Raw genomic sequence first — 21,925 nt, forward strand, 5'->3', positions numbered from 1 at the left:
GATGCGCCGGGCTCAAGCAGTTCAACCGGCCACCAGAAACCGCTGCGCCAGCAGAACCCAGTACGCCGCTCCCACGGCGATGTTGTCGTCGTTGAAGTCATAGCCCGGGTTGTGCACCATGCAGGCGCCCTGCTCGCTTGCATGGCCATTGCCGATCAGCAGGTAGCTGCCGGGCACGCGTTGCAGCATGAAGGCAAAGTCCTCGCTGCCGGGCAGGGGCGGCGCCTGCAGCGTCACGTGATCGGGCCCCAGAAGCTCCAGGGCCACGCGCCGCGCAAACTCGGTTTCCTGTGGCGTGTTGACCAGCACGGCATAGCCCGGCCGCCAGTCAAGCCGGGCCTGCACGCCCAAGCTGGCAGCCTGCGCATCCACCAGTTCTCGAATGCGCCGCTGCAGCTGGCTGCGCACTTCGGGGTCCAGCGCACGCACGCTCAACTCCAGCACCGCGCTGTGGGCGATCACGTTGTTGGCCTTGCCCGCATGGATGGCGCCCACGGTCACCACCGCCATCTGCAGCGGATCGATGTTGCGCGAGACGATGGTCTGCAAGGCCATGACGATGCTGGCGGCCGCAACGATGGGGTCGGCCGCGCGGTGCGGCATGGCACCATGCCCGCCCACCCCGGTGAGCGTGAGCGTGGCGTAGTCGGAGGACGCCATGGCTGCGCCCTCGCGCAAGGCCAGCCTTCCCTGGGGCAGGCCCGGCATGTTGTGCATGGCAAAGATGGCGTCGCAGGGATGTCGCTCGAAGAGGCCGTCCTCCATCATGCGCAGGGCGCCGCCGCCGCCCTCCTCCGCAGGCTGGAAGATCAGCGTGAGCGTTCCGTCGAAGCCGCCGTGCTCGGCCAGATGCCGGGCCGCCGCCAGCAGCATGGCGGTATGGCCGTCATGCCCGCAGGCATGCATCACGCCGTCATGCGTGCTGGCGTGGGCGAAGGCATTGGCCTCGGTGATGGGCAGCGCATCCATGTCGGCGCGCAGGCCCAGACGCCGGTGGCCGCTGCCGCGCACCAGCCGCCCCACCACGCCCGTGCCGCCCAGGCCGCGTTCCACCTCGTATCCCCATTGCTCCAGCTGCTGCGCGACCAGGGCGCTGGTGCGGTGTTCCTCGAAGCCGAGCTCGGGGTGCCTGTGGATGTCGCGGCGCACCTCGACGAAGGCTGCGGCCGAGCCGCGCAAAGTGTCCAGAAGGGTGTTCATGTGCGGCGTCTCACTGGGGTTGCAGGCGGATGGAGCGGGCAATGCTGCGGTAGCGGGCCGTCTCGGCCTCATAGAACTGCGCGGCTTCGGCCAGCGACATGGGCGCCGCGGCCAGTTGGGTCTGCAGGGCCAGTTGCTCGCGCACGCCCGGGTCCTTGAGCATGGCGCCTATCGCCTGGTGCAGCCTTTGCACCACCTCCTGCGGCGTGTCCTTGCGCACCAGGAAGCTGGTCCAAGTCTTGTAGGCGAAGTTTTTCAGCTCCCGGCCCTCCCGCACCGTGGGCACATTCTTGAGCAGCTCCGATCGCTGCTCCCCCAGCTGGCCCAGGATCTTGAGCCGGCCCTGCTCGGCCAGCGCGACCATGGCTGCGCTGTAGACGAGCACAGCGAAATCGACTTGCCCGCTGCCTATGTCCTGCAGCAGCGGCGCATTGCCCTTGTAGGGCGCATGCATGAGTTGTATGCCGGCGTCCTGCTGCACCTTCTCCAGGATCAGGTGGTAGAGCGAGCCAATCCCGACACTGCCGTACGACAGCGGCCGGCTGGCGCTTTTGCGGGCCAGCGCGATCAGCTCATCCACATTGCCGGCCTCCAGGTCCTTGCGAGCGACGAAGACCATCACGGCCTCGGCCACGGGATGGACCAGGCGGAAATCCTCGGCCTTGAGCCGCACGGCGGCATTGGCCAGCGGCGACAGGATCACCTCGTTGGGCGAGCCCTGGAAGACGTAGTGCCCGTCAGGCGGAGCGGCCAGCACTTTCTGCGCGGCCATGGCGCCGCTGACGCCGCCCAGGTTCTCCACGATGACCTGCTGGCCCAGGGTCTTGGACAGCGGCACGCTGAAGATGCGGGCAATGGCGTCCGAAGGGCCGCCGGCCGGATAGGGAACCATCAGGCTCACGGGCCTGGAGGACGGGCTCTGCGCACAGGCCAGGCCCGCGCTCAGCAACAGGCCGGCGCCCGTCAGCCAAACGCGCTGGAACAAAAATCTCATCATGTCTCCTTGGTGGATGGCTCCGGCTCGGTCGGCCGGATACGCGGCATCCTAGGAGCCGGGTCATCGAACGTCCAATGCATTGTTGGCTGCATTAGCATGAGTTTCATGCAGACTTCAGGGCGCGAAAAATCATGACGCTGGTGCAGCTCAGACATCTCATATCGGTGGCGCAGACCGGCTCCTTCAGCCGCTCGGCCGAGGCCATGCATCTGACACAGCCGGCCCTCAGCCGCAGCGTGCGCGCGCTGGAGCAGGAGCTGGGCATACCCTTGTTCGACCGCATCGGCCGCCACAGCGAACTCACAGCATTCGGCCGCGAGATGCTGGGACGGGCACGCGCCCTGGTGACTGAAGCCGACGAGCTGCGTGACAGGGGGCGCCAATTGCGCGAGGGTGCGGCCGGCACTGTGCGTGTGGGCCTGGGATCGGGCCCCGGCGCAATATTGATGACGCCGTTCCTGCAGCACATGACCGTTCACCATCCCGGCGTGCGAACCGAGGTGGCGCGCGGCAGCACCGATCTGCTGGTGCACTCGCTACGCGAGCGCCTGCTCGACGCCCTGGTCGTGGACCTGCGCGCGCTGCGGCCCGCACCCGACCTTGCGCTGGACGTCGTGCACGAAATGCGCGCCGCCTTCATGTGCCGCACCGACCATCCACTGGCCCGCCTGCAGCGGGATCTGCGCTTCGAGGATGTGCAGCGCTACCCCGTCGCCTCCACCCCATTGAGCGACCAGGTGGCCTGGCTGCTGGTGGAGACCTATGGCGCCATGGCCCACCCGGCGCGGTTCGTCACACTGCAGTGCGAGGAGTTGCCCAGCCTTGTGGACGTTGCGCGCAACAGCGACACCGTGCTGCTGGCCGTGCGCGCCGTCGCCCCGGACCTGGCCGAATTGCCCATGGACCCGCCCATGCGCAGCACCGCCCGCTTCGGGCTGGTCACGCTGCGTCAGCGCAGCGAGGCGCCGACGCTGGCAATCCTGCGAGGCCTGATGGGGAAGTTGATGGCCGACGATGCCCCTGCGCCGGAACAGGCGCCCAGCCATGGCGGAAGGCCGGGCCGCATGGCATTGCCAGACTGATTTGATGCTGGTAATTACTCATCAAATGGCCAAAAAGCAAATCGCAAGCAGGCAAAACAAGCCATGTGAAATTAGACAGTTAGCTTTCAAGCCCTGATCAATGTAGTTCCCTAAAGGAATACCCAAGGCAATAAGCAGCTGTCACCAACTTATTTCCCGATATCAAAACACTGCCACAAGTATGATAAAAGCCAGCTCCAACTGAACTACCATTTGCATACAGGCTGCTATTTTCCAAATTTATTAGACCATCTTCCGAAAAATAAATATTATTTGCATGCGCCGCAGATGAGGACATTAAAACACCAAATACCACCATAGTGGACAATGATTTTTCATATCGAAATCTCATTTCAACCCCTTTATCTCATCGTTTTTAAATTGATACTGACGAGCAGGAGTCCACAGATTCTGCACACAGCACGCGTTGTCTGTGGACGCCCAGATGATGGCGCGAAAGCTTTCATCGCCCAGTTCGCTGTAGCAAGCCACCATTGCGGTATCGCCTATATTCACCACAGGCGCATTCATACCGCAAACATGCTCATATTCATTTCGCCATCATCTGAAGTGGCATTAGTTCGGTTTTACCTGTATTCGCAGTCATCATTTCCATCAATTTCGACAACTCGCTCGTTCGCGCCATCATCAGGGGCAACATACTATATGAGCCCAAAAAAGCCTGTGCCGCATTGGAGGAGGAAAAATTCTCGAATGAAATGCCGTTCGCTTGCACTGCAGGGGCCCAGAGCCCGCACACAGCGATTGCCAGTGTGGTTGCAAGTCTTGGATATCGCATCTTCATGGTATTTCCTTTATGCACGGTGTGAGACGAGGCTGCGCCTTCATGGCGTGCACAGGTTCTGCACGAAGGCATGCGTGGCCAATTGCGCGACTTCGCTCCTTCCTGTCATGTAGCAGCCATCCTGGCTCAGTGCCGAGGCCGCACTGTTCTCGCCGCCTGCGAGGGTTCCCTGGTCCACGGTGCCGCCCAAGGGGGTCCAGGTGATGGCGTGCGAACTTCCGTCGGCCAGTTCGCTGTGGCCTGCCACCGTTCCGTTGTCACCGATATCCACCACACGTGCATTCATGCCGCCAGGCAGCGGAGGAATATCGCGGATGACACCGGTCTGGCTGTTCCAGTAATAGGGCATGCTGCGCCCGTCTGCCAACTGGTAGTGCCCAATCACCTCGCCGAGGATGTTGAGATCGACGCCGCTGTTTCGCGCGGGCGGGGACGATATGGACAGCACCTGCGGACTGGAGGACGAGTTGAGCCAGACGACGGTGCGTCCACCCTGGGCACCAAAATCGCAGTAGCCCATGATGCGGGTATTGACGACGGTCTTTGCGCGGCAGAAGACGGCATTGAGAGGCAGGTTCAGGGCCGTGGCCATATAGCCGCCCAGGACTGCGGCAGACCAATAGACAGGACGCGGATGCCCGCTGTTGTCGGGACAGTTGCCCACGATGCCCGGCATGTTGCCGCCCACCACGAAATTGTCCACATCGGACGGCACGCAGTTGGTGCTGTTCAGGCCCAGCAGGCCCGCCGGCAGCGCGCGTGCCGTGGTTTCATTGTTGCGCCACATGACAGGGCGGGCCGTGTTGCTGCCGCTCAGGCTGACGCCTGCCACATAGCCGCCCTGGTTGAATGCCGTGGGCATGCTGCGCACATCGAGCGTCAGCGGCTGCAGTGTCTGCACCGTGGCCGGCGTGGCCGCATTCCAGAACACGCCGACGGACACCGAATTGCCGTCCAGGCAGGTGCCCACCACCTGGCCGCTGTTGGTGATGGCCGCCGCGTTGCAGTTGCGGCCCGGCGACAGGCGCACAAGGTCTGCCGCACTGCCCGGCGCCAGCGACACGAAGCCTGCGGACGAGCCGTCGCTCTCTGCACAGGCGCCCACGACATGGCCGCTGTTGTTGATGTCCAGGCCCACGCATTGCGGACCTGCCGACGTGCCCACGTCCTGCATGGGCAGGGCCTGCGCGGCCGGCAGTGCCAGCAACGCAAGGCACGCAACGGAAAAATTCAAATGCTTTGGCTGAAGGCGCATGAAGGGTTCTCCTGAAAAAGCAAAGAAGTCGTTCATGGAAATCGGGCGCCGAACAGGAAATCCGCATGGGGCTTGGCATATGCGCGCCGGTGCAGACGCTATTTCCGTGATCCGCATCCCGGCCCCACGATAGGCATCGCGGTATGGAGCCGTCCATCCGAGCAGCAATCAAAACAACAAAAACAATCAACAAAATCAAAAGCTTGCAAAAGAATCCCCCATCAATAATTGTCTCATCGGCATCCGGGATTCAGGCCATGCCACAGCGCAGCGCCATATGAATGGGAGCTTTCCATGGCAATCGCACACTGCCTGACATCCGACAGCGCACGGCCGAATGGCGCAATTCGCCGCCGCTGGAGTCCGGCAGAACTGCTGGCACTCGAACGCTGGGCCGGCGTCCTGCCCGTGCAGGTGATCTGCCGCCGGCTGGACCGCAGCGAACGCTCCGTTCGCTGCCAGATGCACAGGCGCGGCCTGAGCACCCGGGTCCGCGAGGGCGTCGGGCTTCGGCAGGTCTGCGAGGACCTGCAGATGTCTGCACGGTCGGTGAGGGCCTTCATCCTCGATGGCCGCCTGCGCCTGCACAGCGCACAGGTGCATGGCGAGATGGTGGCGCAGCTTCATTGGTCCCTGCGCCGCTGGCTGCAAACAGCGCAAAGCCGCTTGTGCCGTGTCAGCCATTTGAGGGTTACCGAGACATCCCTCAGGCGCTTTGCGCGGGAAGCGGATTTCGGCGCATCAGGCAGCCGCACGGGCGCGGCATGGCAACACTGGGCATCCGGCTAGCCCCTGCGCGGCACGGGCCGGGCCCTGGATGTCCAGCAGCGGTTTCGGCCCTTCGCCTACGACTGCCGCGAGTGCCAGCATGCAGACTGGCACGCATGTCCCATGGCAGGCGAGGCAGTCATCTCGACCATCTGTCGGCACTTCAGTCAGCACTCCCGTCGGCACACCTTTCGGCACATCCACCGGCAGCGGAGACCTCCACGGGACCTGGTGCCACAGTCAAAGGAATCAGACAGCATGAAAAACCCACCCACCACCGCCCTCGACGTGATCATCGTCGGTGCCGGATCGGCCGGACTGTCGGCATTGCGCGAGGTGCGCAAGCACACGGAGCATTTCGCCATCGTCAACGACGGGCCCTGGGGGACGACCTGTGCGCGGGTGGGATGCATGCCGTCCAAGTTGCTGATCGAGGCGGCCAACGCCTTCCATGCACGCCATCACTTCGATGCCTTCGGCATACGCGGCGCGAGCGGGCTGCAGCTGGACCTGCCCGCCGTTTTGAGCCGCGTGCGCAAGCTGCGCGACGAGTTCGTGGCAAGCACGATCAAGGCCACGGAGGGCCTGGGCTGGCGGGCCATCGACGGGCGTGCCAGGCTGCTGGCGGCCAATCGGATCGAGGTCAATGGCAAGGTGCTGGCTGCGCGCAAGCTCATCCTCGCTCCAGGCTCCAGCCCCGTGGTGCCGGAGGAATGGAAGCGCTTTGGCAAGCGCATCCTGACCACCGACACCTTGTTCGAACGCAAGACGCTGGGCCCGCGCGTAGCCGTCGTCGGCCTGGGTCCGCTGGGCGTGGAGATTGCACAGGCGCTGGCGCGGCTGGGACTGGAGGTCACCGCATTGGGACGCGGCCCGAAGCTTGCCGGCCTGTCCGACCCGAATGTCACCGACGCATTGCGGCATCTGCTTGAGAAAGAGATGACGGTGATCACCGACCACGCGGCGCAATTGAGCAAAGGTCCTGACAACACCATCGTCGTGCGTGCAGGCGACACCCGCATCGTCGTGGACCACGTGGTGGCCGCCATGGGCCGACGCCCGCAGCTGGAAGGCCTGGGGCTGGAGACGCTGGGACTTGAGCTGGACGAGCACGGGCAGCCGCCCGTGAGCCGCGAGACACTGCAGGTCGGCGAGCTGCCGCTGTTCCTCGCGGGCGATGCCAATGGCGACCGCCCCTTGCTGCATGAGGCCGTGGACGAAGGCCATATCGCGGGCACCAACGCCATGGCAGAGAATGTGGCCTGCTTCGAGCGGCGCACGCCGCTGTCCATTGTCTTCAGCTCGCCCAACGCGGCCGTCGTGGGCCAGCCCATGAAGGCGCTGCTGGGCCAGGACTTCGTGGTGGGCCGCGTGGATTTCGCGCACCAGGGGCGTGCACGGGCTGCGCAGCGCAACGCGGGCCTGCTTCATGTCTATGCGGACCCGGCCAGCGGCCGGCTGCTGGGCGCGGAAATGTGCGCACCGGGCGGCGAGCATCTGGCCCATCTGCTGGCCCTGGCCGTGCAGCAGCAACTGACCGTGCAGGAGCTGCTGCGCACGCCCATCTATCACCCCGTGCTGGAAGAGGGCCTGCGCACCGCCTTGCGCGACGCGGTGCGCCAGCTGCCCCAGCAGCCGCCGTCCGACCTGGGCAACTGCGATTCTTTGCCCATGGACGATTGATCGCGCGCGGCCCAGGGCCGCACGCGGATCAATCCTGGGGCGCGCTCTGCGGTGCGCTTACTTCCGACAGCGTCCACCCGCCATTGCCATTGACCGCCAGCGCGTGGGTATGGAAACCCGCCAGCGTGCTGCGGTGGCCCACGCTCACCAGCATGGTCGAGCGCATCTGCTCGCGCAGCAGCGTGTACAGCGCATGCTCCAGGCCCTCGTCCATGGCCGAGGTGGATTCATCGAGAAAGACGATGGCGGGCCGGTTGAACAGCACGCGCGCAAAGGCCAGGCGCTGCTGCTCGCCAATCGACAGGATGCGGGACCAATCCTGGTTGACATCCAGCTTGTCGGCCAGATGGGCCAGGCTGACCTGGCGCAGCGCCTGTTGAAGGCGCTCGTCGTCCTGCGGTGAAGCATCCATCGGATAGGCAATGGCCGTGCGCAGGTCCCCCAGCGGCAGATACGGGCGCTGCGACAGGAACAGCGCCTGGTGGCCGCCCGGGCGGCCCACCGTGCCCTGGGCATGCGGCCACAGGCCGGCAATGGACCGCAGCAAGGTGGTCTTGCCGCTGCCCGAAGGCCCCTTGATCAGCAGCGCCTGGCCGGGAATGAGCTTGAGTTGCAGGCCGCTGAGCAGGTGGTGGCCGTCCGGGCGGCTGACCTGCAGACCCTCGATGTCCAGGGCGCCGGGTTGATCTTTGTGGACGACCTGGGGCAGTTCGCGGGTCTGGGCATTGGCATCCAGAAAGCCGCACAGGCGGTCCAGCGCGGCGCGGTACTGGGCGAAGGTGTCGTAGGAGGTTCGGAAGAAGGACAGCGCATCCTGCACCTGCCCGAAGGCCTGCGAGGTCTGCATCACATCACCGAGCTTGATGGCACCGCTGAAAAAGCGCGGCGCCTGCAGCAGAAAGGGAAAGACCACGGCCACCTGGTTGACGGTGAGGTTGAAGCCGTCGAACTTCAGGCTGCGGTAGACCAGCGCCCAGACATTGGCGATCAACGCCGAAAAGCGCGTCAAAAGCGTGTTGCGCTCGATGGCCGCGCCCTGGTAGAAGGCGATGTTCTCCGCATATTCGCGCACGCGCACCAGGGCGTAGCGGAAGTTGGCGGTCAGCCTCTCGTTCAGGAAGTTCAGCCGGATCAGCGGCTGGCCCAGGCGAAAGGCGATCAGCGTGGCGACGATCACATAGAGGTAGACCGCGAACACCATGGCCCGCGGAACCTCCACGCCCGCCACCGCGATGGGCGCGGACAGCCCCCAGAGAATGCCCGTGAACGCCACCAGCGAGACCACCGCGCTGACGGCACCCAGCGCCAGGGTCAGCGAGTTCGAGACAAAGGTGTTCACATCCAGCTCGATGCGCTGGTCGGGGTTGTCCACCGGCTCGTCCAGGAAGTGGCTGCGATAGTAGGCATCGCCGCGCATCCAGTCGGTGGTCACGCGCTCGTTGAGCCAGACCCGCCAGCGGATGCGAAACGCCTGGTTCACATAGAAATTGAACAGCTCGCGCAGGATGTGGACCGTGGCCAGCACCGCAAAGATACCCAGGAAGCGCCAAAAGCCCTTCTGGTCCAGTTCCTGCAGCGCGCTGTAGAAGCCGTTGTACCAGTAGGAAAACAGCACGTTCATGCGCACCGAGACCAGGGCCAGCACCAGCAGCAGCGTGAACACCAGCAGCGGCCACCAGCTGTTTCTGGGGTGCAGGAACGGGCCGGCCAGCTGCCAGAACTGCCGACCCCAGCGGGTGAATCGAACCACCAGCAGCGCCACGGCCGCGAAAGCCACGACGGTGATCACTGAGGCCGCCGCCAGCCAGACCAGGCTTTCCTGCAGCGCCTTGCTCCAATCCATGTCCATGTCGGAGATCCTCGGGTTGTGTGGGTGGAGAGAATCTACTCCTGTTCAGACATGCCGGCGGGCAGGCCTGGGCGCATGCCGGCAGCAAGCCATCTGCGCTTGCAATGCCCCCATCGCCTTTGCCGATGGGGCCGCTGCCGACAAGGCCGCTGCGCAGGATTAACATTCCGTGCGTGCCGCCCCGGCGGCACGCACGAAGACAGGACCGGCTCGCGCGGTTCCCCCACGACAACAGCGATGCCCTCCCGGGGCCCTGCCCGGGCGGCTCAGACACAAGCCAGAACATGCCCGCATCGCCGCCCCAGGCCCTCCCGCCACACGACCCCGCCGATGTGCCGGCCCGGCGTCCCGCCCCCGTCAATCTGCGCGATCTGTTCTGGTCCTTCACCTGGCTGGCCCTGCAGGGCTTTGGCGGTGTGCTGGCCGTGGTACAGCGCGAGCTGGTCGAGAAAAAGCGCTGGCTGACCAATGAAGAGTTTGTGGAGGACTGGGCCGTGGCCCAGATCATGCCCGGCCCCAATGTGGTCAACCTGTCCATCACCATTGGCGAGCGCTACTTCGGCTGGCGCGGTGCCGTGGTGGCCGTGTGCGGCATGCTGTGCTTTCCCATGCTGCTGGTGCTGACGCTGACCGTGATCTATTCCCAGCTGGCCGAGCACCCCGCCGTGGCCGGCGCGCTGCGCGGCATGGGCGCCGTCGCAGCCGGCCTGGTGGCGGGCATGGGCCTGAAGCTGGCCAGCACGCTGAGCCGCCACCCGCTGGGGCGCTGGTGCAGCGCGGGCCTGGCGCTGGCCTCGTTCATTGCCATGGCGGTGATGCGCATTCCGCTGGCCTGGGTGCTGCTGGTGGTCGGCGGCGCGGGCTGCGTGCTGACCTGGAGAAAGCTCACGCCATGAATGCTGCCCACCAGATTGCACTGAGCCTGCAGCCCGCCGACTGGTTGCAGTTGCTGCTGTATTTCCTGACGCTGTCGCTGATGGCCGTGGGCGGGGCCATTGCCACGGCGCCCGACATGCACCGTTTTCTGGTCGATGGCCATGGCTGGCTCAGTGAGGCGCAGTTCAGCTCCTCCATCGCCATTGCCCAGGCGGCGCCCGGGCCCAATGTGCTGTTCATCGCCCTGCTGGGATGGAACCTGGGCCTGAACGCAGGCGGAGGCACGGGCCTGCTGGCCTGGGCCTTTGGAGCACTGGGCGTGACCATCTGCATGATCGGCATCCTCTTGCCCAGTTCGCTGCTGGCCTGGCAGGCATCGCGCTGGGGCCAGCGCAACAGGAACCGGCGCGGCGTGCGGGCCTTCAAGCAGGGCATGGGCCCTCTGGTCATCGGCCTGCTGCTGGCCACGGGCTGGCTGCTGGGCACGGGCAGCGGCCGCCCCGCCCAGGATTGGCGCCTGTGGCTGCTGACCCTGGTCTGCGCCCTGCTGGTCTGGCGCACGCGCATTCACCTGCTGTGGCTGCTGGGCGCCGGCGCGGCGCTGGGAGCGCTGGGCTGGATCTGAGCGGATGCGCGAGAGGGAGGGGACTGCCCCGGTTGTGCGTCAAAAGGAGCCGCCATGGCGCAAGCCCCTTCCCTCCCCCTGGGCCGCGTCGGGCGGCCTGCCCCTCCGCCTTCAGTCGCCCAGCAGCAGCGGCAGCACCTGTGCCGACGGGCCGCGCAGGCATTGGTGGGCCGCGTCATCCAGCTCGGACGGTGCGGGATTGATGACGGCCACATGTGCGCCCGCCCTGCGTGCGATTCGCGCCAGCCCTGCAGCCGGGTACACGGCGCCCGATGTGCCCACCACCAGCAGCACATCGCAGTGCTGCACCGCCGCCTCCGCGGCCTGCCACACGCCCATGGGCAGGGACTCGCCGAACCAGACCACGCCCGGGCGCACCAGGTTGCCGCAGACGGCGCACTGCGGCGGATCGCCCGGCTTCACCTGGGCCAGATCGCAGCATGCGCGCGGCCTTTCCAGCCATCGGTCCCGCATCAGCTCACCATGCAGGCACAGCACGCCGGGGCTGCCTGCGCGCTGGTGCAGGCCATCGACGTTCTGCGTGACCAGCGTCATGCGGCCCGGGTGGCGCAAGGCCCATTGCGCCAGCGCATGGTGGCCGGCGTTGGGCTGCACCGCGGCCACGGCTTCGCGCCGGTGCGCATACCACTGCCAGACGCGCTGCGGATGCGCGCGAAAGCCTGCCTCGCTGGCCATGTCCTGCGGGTTGAACTGTGCCCAGTAGCTGTTCTTGTCGTCGCGAAAGGTGGGTACGCCGGATTCGGCGCTGACGCCTGCGCCCGTGAGCACCGCGATATGTGCTGCACGCGCGATGCGGTCGCGCAGCTCGCCCTGGCCGGCCAGTTCAGGCTCGGCGGGGGAAGGCGAGGAAAGGGAATGTTCGTCGGGCATCGGGGCGGCGATGGAAAAAAATGGCAGGCCATTGTGAGGCAGTGTCGCCCCGCCACGCATCAAATGCCTTTTTCCACCATCTCCAGCAGGCGCAGCGCCAGCGCGCGCCGCTGCTCGGCGGTGGCGTGGCGCAGCGGCCCGTCTATCACCAGCAAGGCCATGCCGTGCACCGCGGACCAGGCCAGGAACTCGGCCTGGGGCCGGCGCTCGGCAGGCAGCACGCCGGCCTCGGCCATGCTGTCCAGCGCATAGCCCAGCAGCTCGAACGGGTTCAGTCCCATGGCCGCTGCACGCGTGGTGTCGGGTGGCAGGTCCACGTCGTACTCGACCGAAGCAAAGGCCGTGCGAAACCAGCCGGTCTCCGTCTGGGCAAAGCCCAGATAGCCGCGCCCCACAGCGGCCAGCAGCGCGCGTGAGCGCTGCAGCACATCGGGCAGGGTGCGCGCCTGGGCCATTTCGGCCTCGATGGCTGCGGCCAGTGCGCCCAGGGCCGCAGCGCGCACGGCATCAAACAGCGCCTGGCGGTTGGCAAAGTGACGATAGGCTGCATTGGGCGCCACGCCCGCCCGGCGCGTGGCCTCGCGCAGCACGATCGCCTGGGGACCGCCTTCACGCGCCAGCGCCAGGCCAGCCTCGACCAGGGCCTGGCGCAGGTCGCCATGGTGATATGACTCACGCCTGACACGTCGCTGCGTCACTGTTTTGCTTCCTTTTTTCTGCGTGGCCACATCACCCGAGAGGGAAGACAGCCCTGCCCCGCCGATTTACAGCTTGACACCGAAGCTGACAGCGCTTGATGTGGACAGCGTCCATTTTAGTCCCTAGCATATGTGAACGGCGTACACACGCCGGGCAGAAATCGATAAAAAGCCGGCATCGAACGGCATAAAACGGTTATCACCGTCACCAAGGAGACAAGCATGGCTTTGCACACCGGCCGCATACAGCCCTGCCTCTGGTTCGACAACCAGGGCGAGCAGGCGGCGCGCTTCTATACGGAAGTCTTTCCCGATTCCCGCATCACGGCCATTGCGCGCTACGGCGAAGCAGGCCACGACATCCACGGCAGGCCGGCGGGCAGCGTGATGACGGTGCAATTCGAGCTGGAAGGCCAGCCCTTTCTGGCGCTCAACGGCGGCCCCATGTTCCGCTTCAACGAGGCCGTCTCGCTGATGGTCAGTTGCGATACACAGGACGAGATAGACCACTACTGGGGCGCCCTGTCCGAGGGCGGCGACCCGGCGGCGCGTCAATGCGGCTGGCTCAAGGACCGCCATGGCCTGTCGTGGCAAATCGTTCCGTCCCAGATGGCGAACTGGATGGGAGGCCCCGACATGGCCGCCGCCCAGCGCGTGATGCAGGCCCTGCTGGGCATGCAAAAGCTGGACATCGCCGCTCTTGAGCGCGCGCATGACGGCGGCTGAAGCCTCCTGGTCCCCTCCTCCCGTCGTCCCGTCCTCCCGTTCCTCCACTCCCCTCGCCACCGTCCCTCCCAGGAGCGTTCCATGCAATTCATCCCCTATCTGAACTTCAACGGCAACTGCGCCGAGGCCTTCGCCTTCTACGCCAGGCTGTTCGGCGGCACCATCGTGCACCAGAGCACCTTTGGCGAGACGCCGGGCATGGAGCAGATGCCCGAGGCCGACAAGCGCCTGATCATGCATGCCCACCTGCAGGTCAAGGACCAGGCGCTGATGGCCTCGGACGCCACCGACAACTGCGGTGGCGGCGGCTACCAGCAGGCCCAGGGCATGTGGATCTCGATCGGCGTGGACGACGCCACCGAAGGCGGCCGCATCTTCAACGCGCTGGCCGAGGGCGGCAAGGTGACCATGCCCTTCCAGGCCACGTTCTGGTCGCCGGGCTTTGGCATGGTGACGGACCGCTTCAACACACCCTGGATGGTCAACGTCAAGGGCGAGGCCTGAACAAGGCCGGCCGACACATTGCCTCTGTCACCCACGAAGGAGTCCTCATGAACGCCAATCCCGTCGTCTGGTTCGAGATCCATGTGCAGGACATGGCGCGTGCGCGCCGGTTCTATGAAACCGTCTTCCAGGGCAAGCTGGAGCACCTGCCCGCGCCCGATGGCTCCGACAGCCAGGAGATGCTGTCCTTTCCGATGGACATGACAGGCCCCGGCGCGAGCGGAATGCTGGTGCGGATGGACGGCGCACCTTCCGGCGGCGGCGGCACGCTGGTCTATTTCGGCTGCGAGGACTGCGCCATAGAACAGGGCCGCGTCGAGGCCGCAGGCGGGCGCATCGAGCAGGCCAAATTCTCCATCGGCCCCCACGGCCACTGCGCCGTCGTGGTGGACACCGAGGGCAACCGCATCGGCCTGCACTCCATGCAATGAGGAGCACCATGACAGCACAAGACCTTCCCGAACACGCCAACGACCTGGTGCTCACGCGCCTGTTCGACATCCCCGCCGACAGGCTCTACCGCTGCTGGACCGAGCCGGCGCTGATCCAGCAATGGTTTGCACCCAGCCCCTGGAGCGTGGCCCGGGTGGACAACGACGTGCGGCCCGGCGGCCACAGCCTCATCGTCATGCGCAGCCCCGAAGGCCAGGAGATGCCCGGCAGCGGTGTCTACCTGGAAGTCATTCCCAACCGGCGCCTGGTCTTCACCGACGCCTTCACCCAAGGCTGGGTGCCAGCCGACAAGCCCTTCATGACGGGCATCGTCACCTTCGACCCCGAAGGCAGCCAGACCCGCTATACCGCCCGGGTGCGCCATTGGAATGCCGCCGACCGCGCCCAGCACGAGGCCATGGGCTTTCACAGCGGCTGGGGCCAGTGCGCAGACCAGTTGGCGGAACTCGCAGCCCGGCTCTGACGCCGGTTTTCACCAGGAGAGCACCATGCACTACATCGACGGATTCGTACTGCCCGTTCCCCGGGCCAACCTGCAGGCCTACCGCGAGGTGGCCGAGGCCGCAGGCAAGGTCTGGATGGAATACGGCGCGCTGCAGTACTGGGAATGCGCGGGCGACGACGTGCCCATGGGCAAGCTGACCTCGTTTCCCCAGGCCGTGCAGCTCAAGGAAGGCGAGATCGTGTTCTTTTCATGGATCGTCTATGCCTCGCGCGCGGAGCGCGACCGCATCAATGCCGCCGTCATGAAGGACCCGCGCATTGCCTCCATGGACCCGGCCACCATGCCCTTCGACGCCAAGCGCATGTTCTGGGGCGGCTTCGAGAGCGTGGTGGAGCTGGGCGCCGACGGCGCGCCAGCCTAGATCTGGTCGGCCGGGGTGGCGGATACGGCAGGCGTGGTGCCCAGGCCGCGCTGGCGCAGCGCCTCGTACAGGCACACGCCGCTGGCCACGGACACATTGAGGCTGGAGACGGCACCCATCATGGGAATGCCGATCAGCTCGTCGCAGGTCTTGCGCGTGAGCTGGCGCATGCCGTCGCCTTCTGCGCCCAGCACCAGGGCCGTGGGGCCCTTGAGGTCCACCTCGTACAGGGTCTTGGGCGCATCGTCGCTGGTGCCGATGATCCAGATGTCGCGCTCCTTGAGCTCGTTGAGCGTGCGCGCCAGATTGGTGACCATGAAATAGGGCACGGTCTCGGCCGCGCCGCTGGCCACCTTGGCCACGGTGGCGTTCACGCCCACCGCATGGTCCTTGGGGGCAATCACCGCATGGGCGCCTGCGCCATCGGCCACGCGCAGGCAGGCGCCGAGGTTGTGCGGATCGGTCACGCCGTCCAGCACCAGCAGCAGCGGGTTGCTGACGCCATCGGCCTCCAGCTGCTCCAGCAGTTCATCCAGCGAATGCACCTGTGCCACCGCCTCCACGCGCGCGGCCACGCCCTGGTGGCCGTGGCTGCCGGCGAGCTTGGCCAGGCGTTCACCGTCGGCCTCGATCAGCCGGACGCCGGCCGACTTGGCGCGGTCGAGGAACTGGCGCATGCGCGCATCACGGCGCGTGGCCTCGTAGTAGACCTCGATGATGGATTGGGGCGCGGTCTTCATGCGCACGCCGACGGCGTGGAAGCCGAAGAGAACTTTGGGGGACGACATGGGGCGCGATTATCCCGCCAATTGGGCGCAGCCCCGGCACCCGCCGGACGAAGCCCGTCTGCACGCAACGGCTCCTGTGGTTTTTACGTAGCCGCTACACTGCGCGGGTTGGCCGCTTTCCAGCGGGCCCCTCTCATTGCGGCATGCACCGAAGCCACGGGCATGCCGCTTTGCATTTTTCATCGCCCTGTTTTTCCATTTCTTTCTCAACCATCATGCTCAAAGCCTTTCTTGCCTGGCTTGCCCGCACCAGCCTGGTGGGCCAGATCGCCATCAGTCTGGTCGCCGGCGGCCTGTTGGCCTGGCTCTGGCCCGAGGCCGCCCAGTCCGTATCCCTGCTGGGGACGCTGTTCATCTCCGCCCTCAAGGCCGTTGCCCCTGTCCTGGTGCTGCTGCTGGTGGTCTCGGCCACCAGCAACCACCGGCCCGGCCACGCCACGCAGATACGGCCCATCCTGTGGCTGTATGTGCTGGGCACCTTTGCCGCGGCCGTGGTGGCCGTGGTGGCCAGCATGGCCTTCCCGTCCACCATCCAGTTCAAGGACGCCGCCCCCGCCCAGGGCGCGCCTGGGCGCATTGGTGAAGTGCTGATGGCCCTGGTGCAAAGCGCCTTCGACAACCCGGTACGCGCGCTGATGAATGCCAACTACATCGGCATCCTTGCCTGGGCAGTGGCCATGGGCCTGGCCCTGCGCCACGCCTCTGAGACCACGCGCGCCGTGATGCATGACCTGGGCCAGGCCATCACCCGCGTGATCCAGGGCGTGATCCGCCTGGCGCCGCTGGGCATCTTCGGCCTGGTGGCGGGCACCTTTGCCCAGTCGGGCCTGGAAAAGCTGCTGGACTATGCCCACCTGCTGGCCGTGCTGCTGGGCTGCATGCTCTTCGTGGCCCTGGTGGTCAATCCGTTCATCGTCTGGACGCAGACGCGCCGCAATCCCTATCCCCTGGTGCTGACCTGCCTGCGCGAGAGCGCGGTCACGGCCTTCTTCACGCGCAGCTCGGCCGCCAACATCCCGGTGAACCTGGCGCTGGCCAAGCGCCTGGGCCTAGATGAGGACACCTACAGCGTCTCCATCCCGCTGGGCGCCACCATCAACATGGCCGGCGCCGCCGTCACCATCAGCGTGCTCTCCCTGGCTGCGGCCCATACCCTGGGCATCCAGGTCGATCTGCTGACCGCCATCTTGCTGTGCGTGGTGTCCGCGGTGTGCGCCTGCGGCGCCTCGGGCGTGGCCGGTGGCTCGCTGCTGCTGATTCCGCTGGCCTGCAGCCTGTTCGGCATCTCCAACGATCTGGCCATGCAGGTGGTGGGCGTGGGCTTTGTGATCGGCGTGATCCAGGACTCGGCCGAAACCGCACTCAACTCCTCCACGGACGTGATCTTCACGGCCGCGGCCTGCGAGGCGGCCGGGCGGCGCGAAGCTGTCGCCGCCTGAGATCAAGCCGCCAGCGCCTGCCCCTCTTCGATGCTGGCGACGCGGCCGGCCTCGATGGTCACGCGCCGCTCGCAGCGCGCGGCGATGGCTCGGTCATGCGTGACCATGACCAACGTGGTGCCGCGCTCACGGTTGAGCGCGAACATCAGCTCCATGATGGTTTCGCCGGTCGCAAAGTCCAGGCTGCCCGTGGGCTCGTCGGCCAGCAGCACGGCGGGCTCGACCACAAAGGCGCGGGCCAGCGCCACGCGCTGCTGCTCACCGCCCGACAGCAGCTTGGGATAGTGGCCCAGGCGCTGGCCCAGCCCCACGCGCTCCAGCATTTCGGTGGCGCGGCGGCGGGCGTCGCGGCTGCCGGCCAGCTCCAGCGGCAGCATCACGTTCTCCAGCGCCGTCAGATTGCCCAGCAGCTGGAAGCTCTGGAAGACAAAGCCCAGCTTCTGCGCACGCACGGCAGCGCGCGCATCCTCGTCCAGCGCAAACATGTCCTGGCCCTGCAGCCGCACCGTGCCGCGCGTGGGCGTATCCAGGCCTGCGAGTATGGACAGCAGCGTGCTCTTGCCCGAGCCCGAGGCACCGACAATGGCCACGGTTTCCCTTGCCGCGAAGCGCAGATCGATATCCCTCAGAATATCCAGTGTTCCGGTCGAATCGCTGACCGACTTGAAGACATGCTCGACTTCGATCAGGGGCTGGGCAGTGCTTTGTGACATGGAGGATGGGAAGACGATGCAAGACAAGCTGCGCGCAATGCGCCGACGCCGCCACTTTATCTCGGCCGGCTTGGCCTTCGGTCTGCTGGGTACTTGGACGGCCATGCCCGCCCGGGCTGCAGACGCCGGCCCGTTGCTGGTACTGGGCGATTCGCTGAGTGCCGAGTACGGTCTGGCCCGCGGAACGGGCTGGGTGGCGCTGCTGCAAAAGCGCCTGCAGGAGAGCCAGAAAAATGTGCCGCTGGTCAACGCCAGCGTGAGCGGCGAGACCACCTCGGGCGGCCGCTCGCGCCTGCCGGCCCTGCTCAAGCAGCACAAGCCGTCGGTGGTGGTGATCGAATTGGGAGGCAACGATGCGCTGCGCGGCTTGCCGCTGCAAAGCACGCAGGGCAATCTGGACGCCATGGTACGCGCGGCCCGTGATGCCGGGGCCAAGGTGCTGCTGGTGGGCATGCAGGTGCCTCCCAACTACGGCAGCGGCTACACGCGCCAGTTCGAGCAATTGTTCTCCAAGGTGGCGCAGGAGCAGAAGGTACCGCTCGTGCCCTTCCTGCTGGCCGGTATAGGCGATGCGGCCGACTCGGCCCAGTGGTTCCAGGCTGACCGCATCCACCCCACGGCCAAGGCCCAGCCGCGCATGCTGGACAACGTCTGGCCACAGCTCAGCAAACTGCTGCCCTGAGCACAGGGCAGCCAGGCTGTCAGCTGCTGCGGCCTTCCTCGCCGGAATGCGCCGCTGCGGGGGATGCCTGGTCTTCACCCGCCATACCGCCGCCCTCATGGTCGTCGGGTTTTCTTTCGGCCTTGGCCTTCTCCTTTTCAAGCTTCTTCTGCTTCTTGGCCAGTTCGCGCTGGCGTTTTTCATAGGCGTAGTTGGGTGTCGCCACAGGTGGACTCCTCTGTTGTTGCAAGCCCCACTGTAGCCGCAAGACGGGGCCCGGCCGTAAAACCTCAGGATAGGGGGGACGCAGGGTCGGCAGATTCACCCACGCTGCAGCGGTAAGCATGCCAACTGGCGCAGCCCAGCAAAGGCCCCACCAGCAGCAGGCCCACGCCGTGCCACCACAGCGCAGCAGCCACCAGCACGGTGATGATCGCGGCCCATTGCAGCATGACGGCCAGGTTGAGGCCGACCACGCGCATGCTGGTGATGCAGGCCGTCAGCGCATCGCTGCCCCGGTCCAGCATGGCCGGCAGCGCCACCACCATGCTGGCGAACACCAGGGCCGCGAAGGCGCCGCCGACCAGCACGTAGATCGCCAGGAACTCCCAATTCTCCGGCCGTGTCACGGCCTGCAGCATGCCGGCCGTGGTGGGCATGCCGGTATCGAAGAACACGGCAAACACCACCATGGAGGCGCGCGCCCAGAGCATCTCCAGCACCAGCAGCACCATGACCAGCATGCCCATGCTGCCCATCTGCGTGTCCCAGCAGGTCAGCGAGCTGCTCAGTTGGGTCGGCAAGCCCCGCTCCAGCCTGCGGCTGGTGTCGTACAGGCCCATGGCCAGGAAGGGGCCGATGAGCAGACAGCCGCTGGCCATGGCCATGCTGTATTCAGGGCTGGCACGGAACACCCAGCCGATGAGCAGGGCCATGGCCCAGAAGCACAGGCCATAGAACAGCGCAACGCCCGGCGCCCGCCGCAGATCGCGCCAGCCCAGCGCCAGCCAGCGCCAGGGATCGGCCATGCGCAGCGATTGCACCTGCAGCGCGCCAGCCGGGTGGTCGGAAGCTTTCTCGGGAGCGGGGGATGCCTGCATGCCTGGACCTCCTGGATCAGCGAGCCCCAAGTTAGCGCAGCCATGGCCGCGCTGCCATGGCGGAAACTACCGAGGGCCCCCGCCCAGACCGCGCAGACCCGCACCCCGGTCCGCCCTCAGGCCTGCACCAGCTTGCCCGGCTGGCCGGGCAGCACCTTCCAGGCCGCGTCCCGCACGGTCTGGTACTGGCGGCTGAACACCGTATCCACATAGATCCATTCGGCCTGGCAGGCCTGGGGGGTTGCCGTGACGATCATGTAGCCGCGGCGGGAGGTATCGCAGTACTTGAGCGTGTTGATGAACTGCAGCAGCGCGCCACGCAACTGGGCCGGATCCTGGCCGGGCAGGTAGTCCTCGAAGCCGGGCGAGCTGACGGACGAGGTGGCGAACTCCACGCCCACGCCCTGCCCGCTGCGGTCGCGCAGCTCGCTGGCCCAGGCGTTGTGGGTGTCACCGGCCAGCACGACCAGGTTCTTGCCCAGGCTGCGCGCCGTGGCCAGCACGGTCTCGCGAGCCACGGCGTAGCCGTCCCAGGCATCGAGGTTGTAGGGAATGCTGGGCTGGGCCAGGATGGCCTTTTCCGCTGCCGTCAGGCTGGCCGGGTTGGCCTGGGCCTTGGCCAGCAGCGCCGCGTAGGCCGGCAGCGAGACACCGCTGCCGGGGCTGAGGATGTCCATCAGCAAGGGCGCCGGCAGCTCCATGCGCCCCATCAGCACCTGCTGGCCCAGCACCTGCCAGGTGGCCTGCGAGGCCGCCATCTGCTGGCCAAGCCACTGGGTCTGCGTGGCGCCCATGAGCTGGCGTGCGGGATTGGCCATGTCGGAGGAAAAGCGCGCCGCGTCCAGCCCCTGTGCCGTGAAATAGTCGGCGTAGTCCAGCTGTTCGTCACGGCCGATGACGCGCGTGTCCAGCATGTGCAGCGCCAGCAGGTCGCCGAAGGCGAAGCTGCGGTAGATGATCTCGGGCTGCGCGTTGCGCGTGGGCATCCACTCGTGATAGGCCTTGAGCGCGGCCACCTTGCGCAGCTCGAAGTCGCCTTCGGTGGCCGGCTGGTGGTTCTCGGCGCCGTGCATCCAGGTGTCATTGGAGACTTCGTGGTCGTCCCAGACCGCAATCATGGGCGCTGCCGCATGCAGGGCCTGCAGGTCGGCATCGCTCTTGTACTGGGCATGGCGCTGGCGGTAGTCGGCCAGGCTGACGATTTCGTTGGCCGGCAGGCTCTGGCGCTGCATGGCTTCGGCCTTGCCGTTGGCATAGCCGCCGCGCGCATATTCGTAGATGTAGTCGCCCAGATGCACGGTGGCGTCCAGGTCGCCCTGGCGCGCCGCATGCGCGTAGACATTGAAGTAGCCGGCCGGGTAGTTGGCGCAGGAAAACACGGCCAGCTTGACCTGCTGCACGGCGCCCACGGGCAGGGTTCGCGTGCGGCCCGTGGCGCTGGTCATGCCCTGGCAGCGAAAGCGGTAGTGGTAGCGCGTGGCGGGCCTGAGGCCCGTGGCATCGGCCTTGAAGGTGAAATCCTGGGTGGCGCGCGCCATGGCCTTGCCCGAAGTCACGAGGGTCTTGAAGTCGGCGTCCGATGCCACTTCCCACTCCACCTCGATGTCGCTGGAATGGCCCTGCGGCGGCGTCACGCGGGTCCAGAGGATGACGCGGTCACTCAACGGGTCGCCGCTGGCCACGCCGTGGCGGAACTCGACGGGAATGCGGCTGTCGCCATCCGACCCGCCGCAGCCAGCCAGTGGCAGCGCCAGGGCCGAGGCGCCCATGCCGCGCACGAAATGGCGGCGGCTGGCCACGAGGCCGGATTCGCGGGAGCCGGCTTTCGCCTGCTGCAGGATGTTGGTGATGCTCTCTTTGTGCTTCATGCTGGACCGGGGCCCGAAGGCCTCCGTGGGGTGGTATGAAGCCAGCGAGCATCGGCGGCGCAGGTGACAGGCAGATGT

25 protein-coding genes are annotated in these 21,925 nt (G+C 66.3%); 12 read left to right on the top strand and 13 right to left on the bottom strand.

What is annotated here, in order from left to right; translation table 11 throughout:
* Window positions 1-21 precede the first annotated feature (21 nt).
* Both ACN20X_RS18845 and ACN20X_RS18850 read right to left on the bottom strand, forming a co-directional pair.
* Window positions 22-1,200 carry a M20 aminoacylase family protein gene (locus ACN20X_RS18845; protein ID WP_473209729.1) on the bottom strand — a complete coding sequence of 393 codons (1,179 nt, stop codon included), beginning with the start codon at window positions 1,198-1,200 and terminating at the stop codon, window positions 22-24.
* 10 nt (window positions 1,201-1,210) lie between these two features.
* Window positions 1,211-2,194 (bottom strand): tripartite tricarboxylate transporter substrate binding protein, encoded by a 984-nt coding sequence (locus ACN20X_RS18850; protein WP_473209730.1) that lies wholly within the window; start codon window positions 2,192-2,194, stop codon window positions 1,211-1,213.
* Between the two features lie 134 nt (window positions 2,195-2,328).
* Between ACN20X_RS18850 and ACN20X_RS18855 the strand changes: the two genes are divergently transcribed.
* Window positions 2,329-3,279 carry a LysR family transcriptional regulator gene (locus tag ACN20X_RS18855; protein ID WP_244388123.1) on the top strand — a complete coding sequence of 317 codons (951 nt, stop codon included), beginning with the start codon at window positions 2,329-2,331 and terminating at the stop codon, window positions 3,277-3,279.
* Window positions 3,280-3,627: 348 nt separating this feature from the next.
* On the opposite strand, the gene ACN20X_RS18860 is transcribed toward ACN20X_RS18855, so the two are convergent.
* Genes ACN20X_RS18860 through ACN20X_RS18870 form a run of 3 tightly spaced genes read right to left on the bottom strand, consistent with a single transcriptional unit; the run spans window position 3,628 to window position 5,339 of the window.
* Window positions 3,628-3,810 (bottom strand): hypothetical protein, encoded by a 183-nt coding sequence (locus ACN20X_RS18860; protein ID WP_158528271.1) that lies wholly within the window; start codon window positions 3,808-3,810, stop codon window positions 3,628-3,630.
* 19 nt (window positions 3,811-3,829) lie between these two features.
* A complete protein-coding gene (locus ACN20X_RS18865; RefSeq protein WP_158528272.1) occupies window positions 3,830-4,084 on the bottom strand; it encodes a hypothetical protein in 255 nt (84 codons plus the stop codon).
* 40 nt (window positions 4,085-4,124) lie between these two features.
* A complete protein-coding gene (locus tag ACN20X_RS18870; protein ID WP_034365935.1) occupies window positions 4,125-5,339 on the bottom strand; it encodes an HAF family protein in 1,215 nt (404 codons plus the stop codon).
* Between the two features lie 294 nt (window positions 5,340-5,633).
* Here ACN20X_RS18870 and ACN20X_RS18875 point away from each other — a divergent pair, with 294 nt between their 5' ends.
* Both ACN20X_RS18875 and ACN20X_RS18880 read left to right on the top strand, forming a co-directional pair.
* Entirely contained in the window at window positions 5,634-6,128 is a 495-nt protein-coding gene (locus ACN20X_RS18875) for a hypothetical protein (RefSeq protein WP_473209731.1), read from the top strand.
* A gap of 237 nt (window positions 6,129-6,365) precedes the next feature.
* On the top strand, window positions 6,366-7,790 hold the full coding sequence (locus ACN20X_RS18880) for a dihydrolipoyl dehydrogenase (protein WP_473209732.1): 1,425 nt from the start codon (window positions 6,366-6,368) through the stop codon (window positions 7,788-7,790).
* A gap of 28 nt (window positions 7,791-7,818) precedes the next feature.
* Here ACN20X_RS18880 and ACN20X_RS18885 read toward each other — a convergent pair whose 3' ends face one another.
* On the bottom strand, window positions 7,819-9,639 hold the full coding sequence (locus ACN20X_RS18885; RefSeq protein ID WP_061288116.1) for an ABC transporter ATP-binding protein/permease: 1,821 nt from the start codon (window positions 9,637-9,639) through the stop codon (window positions 7,819-7,821).
* A gap of 284 nt (window positions 9,640-9,923) precedes the next feature.
* Between ACN20X_RS18885 and ACN20X_RS18890 the strand changes: the two genes are divergently transcribed.
* The gene (locus ACN20X_RS18890) at window positions 9,924-10,535 is read left to right on the top strand and encodes a chromate transporter (protein ID WP_473209733.1); all 612 of its coding nucleotides are present in this window, start codon (window positions 9,924-9,926) and stop codon (window positions 10,533-10,535) included.
* Window positions 10,532-11,140, top strand: coding sequence for a chromate transporter (locus ACN20X_RS18895; RefSeq protein WP_016447144.1), 609 nt, complete (start codon window positions 10,532-10,534; stop codon window positions 11,138-11,140). Before ACN20X_RS18890 ends, ACN20X_RS18895 begins: the two co-directional genes overlap by 4 nt.
* 111 nt (window positions 11,141-11,251) lie before the next feature.
* Here the strand turns inward: ACN20X_RS18895 and ACN20X_RS18900 are convergent, their stop codons facing one another.
* Both ACN20X_RS18900 and ACN20X_RS18905 read right to left on the bottom strand, forming a co-directional pair.
* Window positions 11,252-12,031, bottom strand: coding sequence for an SIR2 family NAD-dependent protein deacylase (locus ACN20X_RS18900; RefSeq protein WP_473209734.1), 780 nt, complete (start codon window positions 12,029-12,031; stop codon window positions 11,252-11,254).
* A 59-nt stretch (window positions 12,032-12,090) separates the two neighbouring features.
* Window positions 12,091-12,729 carry a TetR/AcrR family transcriptional regulator gene (locus ACN20X_RS18905; protein ID WP_016447146.1) on the bottom strand — a complete coding sequence of 213 codons (639 nt, stop codon included), beginning with the start codon at window positions 12,727-12,729 and terminating at the stop codon, window positions 12,091-12,093.
* A gap of 222 nt (window positions 12,730-12,951) precedes the next feature.
* On the opposite strand from ACN20X_RS18905, the gene ACN20X_RS18910 reads away from it, so the two are divergent.
* The 5 genes from ACN20X_RS18910 to ACN20X_RS18930 all read left to right on the top strand — a co-directional run bounded on the left by ACN20X_RS18910 (window position 12,952) and on the right by ACN20X_RS18930 (window position 15,278).
* Window positions 12,952-13,455, top strand: a complete 504-nt coding sequence (locus ACN20X_RS18910; protein ID WP_047327360.1) for a VOC family protein — start codon at window positions 12,952-12,954, stop codon at window positions 13,453-13,455.
* Between the two features lie 81 nt (window positions 13,456-13,536).
* Entirely contained in the window at window positions 13,537-13,959 is a 423-nt protein-coding gene (locus tag ACN20X_RS18915; RefSeq protein WP_017403916.1) for a VOC family protein, read from the top strand.
* Window positions 13,960-14,006: 47 nt separating this feature from the next.
* A complete protein-coding gene (locus ACN20X_RS18920; RefSeq protein WP_046988004.1) occupies window positions 14,007-14,390 on the top strand; it encodes a VOC family protein in 384 nt (127 codons plus the stop codon).
* A gap of 8 nt (window positions 14,391-14,398) precedes the next feature.
* A complete protein-coding gene (locus tag ACN20X_RS18925; RefSeq protein WP_017403914.1) occupies window positions 14,399-14,875 on the top strand; it encodes an SRPBCC family protein in 477 nt (158 codons plus the stop codon).
* A gap of 25 nt (window positions 14,876-14,900) precedes the next feature.
* Complete coding sequence (locus ACN20X_RS18930; RefSeq protein WP_016447150.1) at window positions 14,901-15,278, top strand: DUF1428 domain-containing protein; 378 nt, start codon at window positions 14,901-14,903, stop codon at window positions 15,276-15,278.
* On the opposite strand, the gene rlmB is transcribed toward ACN20X_RS18930, so the two are convergent.
* On the bottom strand, window positions 15,275-16,066 hold the full coding sequence (gene rlmB / locus ACN20X_RS18935) for a 23S rRNA (guanosine(2251)-2'-O)-methyltransferase RlmB (RefSeq protein WP_473209735.1): 792 nt from the start codon (window positions 16,064-16,066) through the stop codon (window positions 15,275-15,277). The two genes, ACN20X_RS18930 and rlmB, sit on opposite strands and share 4 nt — an antisense overlap.
* Window positions 16,067-16,281: 215 nt before the next feature.
* Here rlmB and sstT point away from each other — a divergent pair, with 215 nt between their 5' ends.
* Window positions 16,282-17,505, top strand: coding sequence for a serine/threonine transporter SstT (sstT, locus tag ACN20X_RS18940; protein ID WP_016447152.1), 1,224 nt, complete (start codon window positions 16,282-16,284; stop codon window positions 17,503-17,505).
* Between the two features lie 2 nt (window positions 17,506-17,507).
* On the opposite strand, the gene ACN20X_RS18945 is transcribed toward sstT, so the two are convergent.
* The gene (locus ACN20X_RS18945; RefSeq protein WP_017403911.1) at window positions 17,508-18,218 is read right to left on the bottom strand and encodes an ABC transporter ATP-binding protein; all 711 of its coding nucleotides are present in this window, start codon (window positions 18,216-18,218) and stop codon (window positions 17,508-17,510) included.
* A gap of 16 nt (window positions 18,219-18,234) precedes the next feature.
* Between ACN20X_RS18945 and ACN20X_RS18950 the strand changes: the two genes are divergently transcribed.
* The gene (locus tag ACN20X_RS18950) at window positions 18,235-18,900 is read left to right on the top strand and encodes an arylesterase (protein WP_016447154.1); all 666 of its coding nucleotides are present in this window, start codon (window positions 18,235-18,237) and stop codon (window positions 18,898-18,900) included.
* Between the two features lie 19 nt (window positions 18,901-18,919).
* Here ACN20X_RS18950 and ACN20X_RS18955 read toward each other — a convergent pair whose 3' ends face one another.
* The 3 genes from ACN20X_RS18955 to ACN20X_RS18965 all read right to left on the bottom strand — a co-directional run bounded on the left by ACN20X_RS18955 (window position 18,920) and on the right by ACN20X_RS18965 (window position 21,847).
* Window positions 18,920-19,105, bottom strand: coding sequence for a hypothetical protein (locus ACN20X_RS18955; protein ID WP_016447155.1), 186 nt, complete (start codon window positions 19,103-19,105; stop codon window positions 18,920-18,922).
* Between the two features lie 64 nt (window positions 19,106-19,169).
* Entirely contained in the window at window positions 19,170-19,979 is an 810-nt protein-coding gene (locus tag ACN20X_RS18960; protein ID WP_473209736.1) for a DUF2189 domain-containing protein, read from the bottom strand.
* Between the two features lie 116 nt (window positions 19,980-20,095).
* Complete coding sequence (locus ACN20X_RS18965) at window positions 20,096-21,847, bottom strand: alkaline phosphatase D family protein (protein WP_047327362.1); 1,752 nt, start codon at window positions 21,845-21,847, stop codon at window positions 20,096-20,098.
* Window positions 21,848-21,925: the final 78 nt, after the last annotated feature.

Source organism: Delftia sp. PX-1, from assembly GCF_055797465.1.

Excerpts from the sequence above, each read along its gene's own strand:
- ACN20X_RS18845 (WP_473209729.1), bottom strand. The coding sequence starts at position 1,200 with ATGAACACCCTTCTGGACACTTTGCGCGGCTCGGCCGCAGCCTTCGTC.
- ACN20X_RS18850 (WP_473209730.1), bottom strand. The coding sequence starts at position 2,194 with ATGAGATTTTTGTTCCAGCGCGTTTGGCTGACGGGCGCCGGCCTGTTG.
- ACN20X_RS18855 (WP_244388123.1), top strand. The coding sequence starts at position 2,329 with ATGACGCTGGTGCAGCTCAGACATCTCATATCGGTGGCGCAGACCGGC.
- ACN20X_RS18860 (WP_158528271.1), bottom strand. The coding sequence starts at position 3,810 with ATGAATGCGCCTGTGGTGAATATAGGCGATACCGCAATGGTGGCTTGC.
- ACN20X_RS18865 (WP_158528272.1), bottom strand. The coding sequence starts at position 4,084 with ATGAAGATGCGATATCCAAGACTTGCAACCACACTGGCAATCGCTGTG.
- ACN20X_RS18870 (WP_034365935.1), bottom strand. The coding sequence starts at position 5,339 with ATGCGCCTTCAGCCAAAGCATTTGAATTTTTCCGTTGCGTGCCTTGCG.
- ACN20X_RS18875 (WP_473209731.1), top strand. The coding sequence starts at position 5,634 with ATGGCAATCGCACACTGCCTGACATCCGACAGCGCACGGCCGAATGGC.
- ACN20X_RS18880 (WP_473209732.1), top strand. The coding sequence starts at position 6,366 with ATGAAAAACCCACCCACCACCGCCCTCGACGTGATCATCGTCGGTGCC.
- ACN20X_RS18885 (WP_061288116.1), bottom strand. The coding sequence starts at position 9,639 with ATGGACATGGATTGGAGCAAGGCGCTGCAGGAAAGCCTGGTCTGGCTG.
- ACN20X_RS18890 (WP_473209733.1), top strand. The coding sequence starts at position 9,924 with ATGCCCGCATCGCCGCCCCAGGCCCTCCCGCCACACGACCCCGCCGAT.
- ACN20X_RS18895 (WP_016447144.1), top strand. The coding sequence starts at position 10,532 with ATGAATGCTGCCCACCAGATTGCACTGAGCCTGCAGCCCGCCGACTGG.
- ACN20X_RS18900 (WP_473209734.1), bottom strand. The coding sequence starts at position 12,031 with ATGCCCGACGAACATTCCCTTTCCTCGCCTTCCCCCGCCGAGCCTGAA.
- ACN20X_RS18910 (WP_047327360.1), top strand. The coding sequence starts at position 12,952 with ATGGCTTTGCACACCGGCCGCATACAGCCCTGCCTCTGGTTCGACAAC.
- ACN20X_RS18915 (WP_017403916.1), top strand. The coding sequence starts at position 13,537 with ATGCAATTCATCCCCTATCTGAACTTCAACGGCAACTGCGCCGAGGCC.
- ACN20X_RS18920 (WP_046988004.1), top strand. The coding sequence starts at position 14,007 with ATGAACGCCAATCCCGTCGTCTGGTTCGAGATCCATGTGCAGGACATG.
- ACN20X_RS18925 (WP_017403914.1), top strand. The coding sequence starts at position 14,399 with ATGACAGCACAAGACCTTCCCGAACACGCCAACGACCTGGTGCTCACG.
- ACN20X_RS18930 (WP_016447150.1), top strand. The coding sequence starts at position 14,901 with ATGCACTACATCGACGGATTCGTACTGCCCGTTCCCCGGGCCAACCTG.
- rlmB (WP_473209735.1), bottom strand. The coding sequence starts at position 16,066 with ATGTCGTCCCCCAAAGTTCTCTTCGGCTTCCACGCCGTCGGCGTGCGC.
- sstT (WP_016447152.1), top strand. The coding sequence starts at position 16,282 with ATGCTCAAAGCCTTTCTTGCCTGGCTTGCCCGCACCAGCCTGGTGGGC.
- ACN20X_RS18945 (WP_017403911.1), bottom strand. The coding sequence starts at position 18,218 with ATGTCACAAAGCACTGCCCAGCCCCTGATCGAAGTCGAGCATGTCTTC.
- ACN20X_RS18950 (WP_016447154.1), top strand. The coding sequence starts at position 18,235 with ATGCAAGACAAGCTGCGCGCAATGCGCCGACGCCGCCACTTTATCTCG.
- ACN20X_RS18960 (WP_473209736.1), bottom strand. The coding sequence starts at position 19,979 with ATGCAGGCATCCCCCGCTCCCGAGAAAGCTTCCGACCACCCGGCTGGC.
- ACN20X_RS18965 (WP_047327362.1), bottom strand. The coding sequence starts at position 21,847 with ATGAAGCACAAAGAGAGCATCACCAACATCCTGCAGCAGGCGAAAGCC.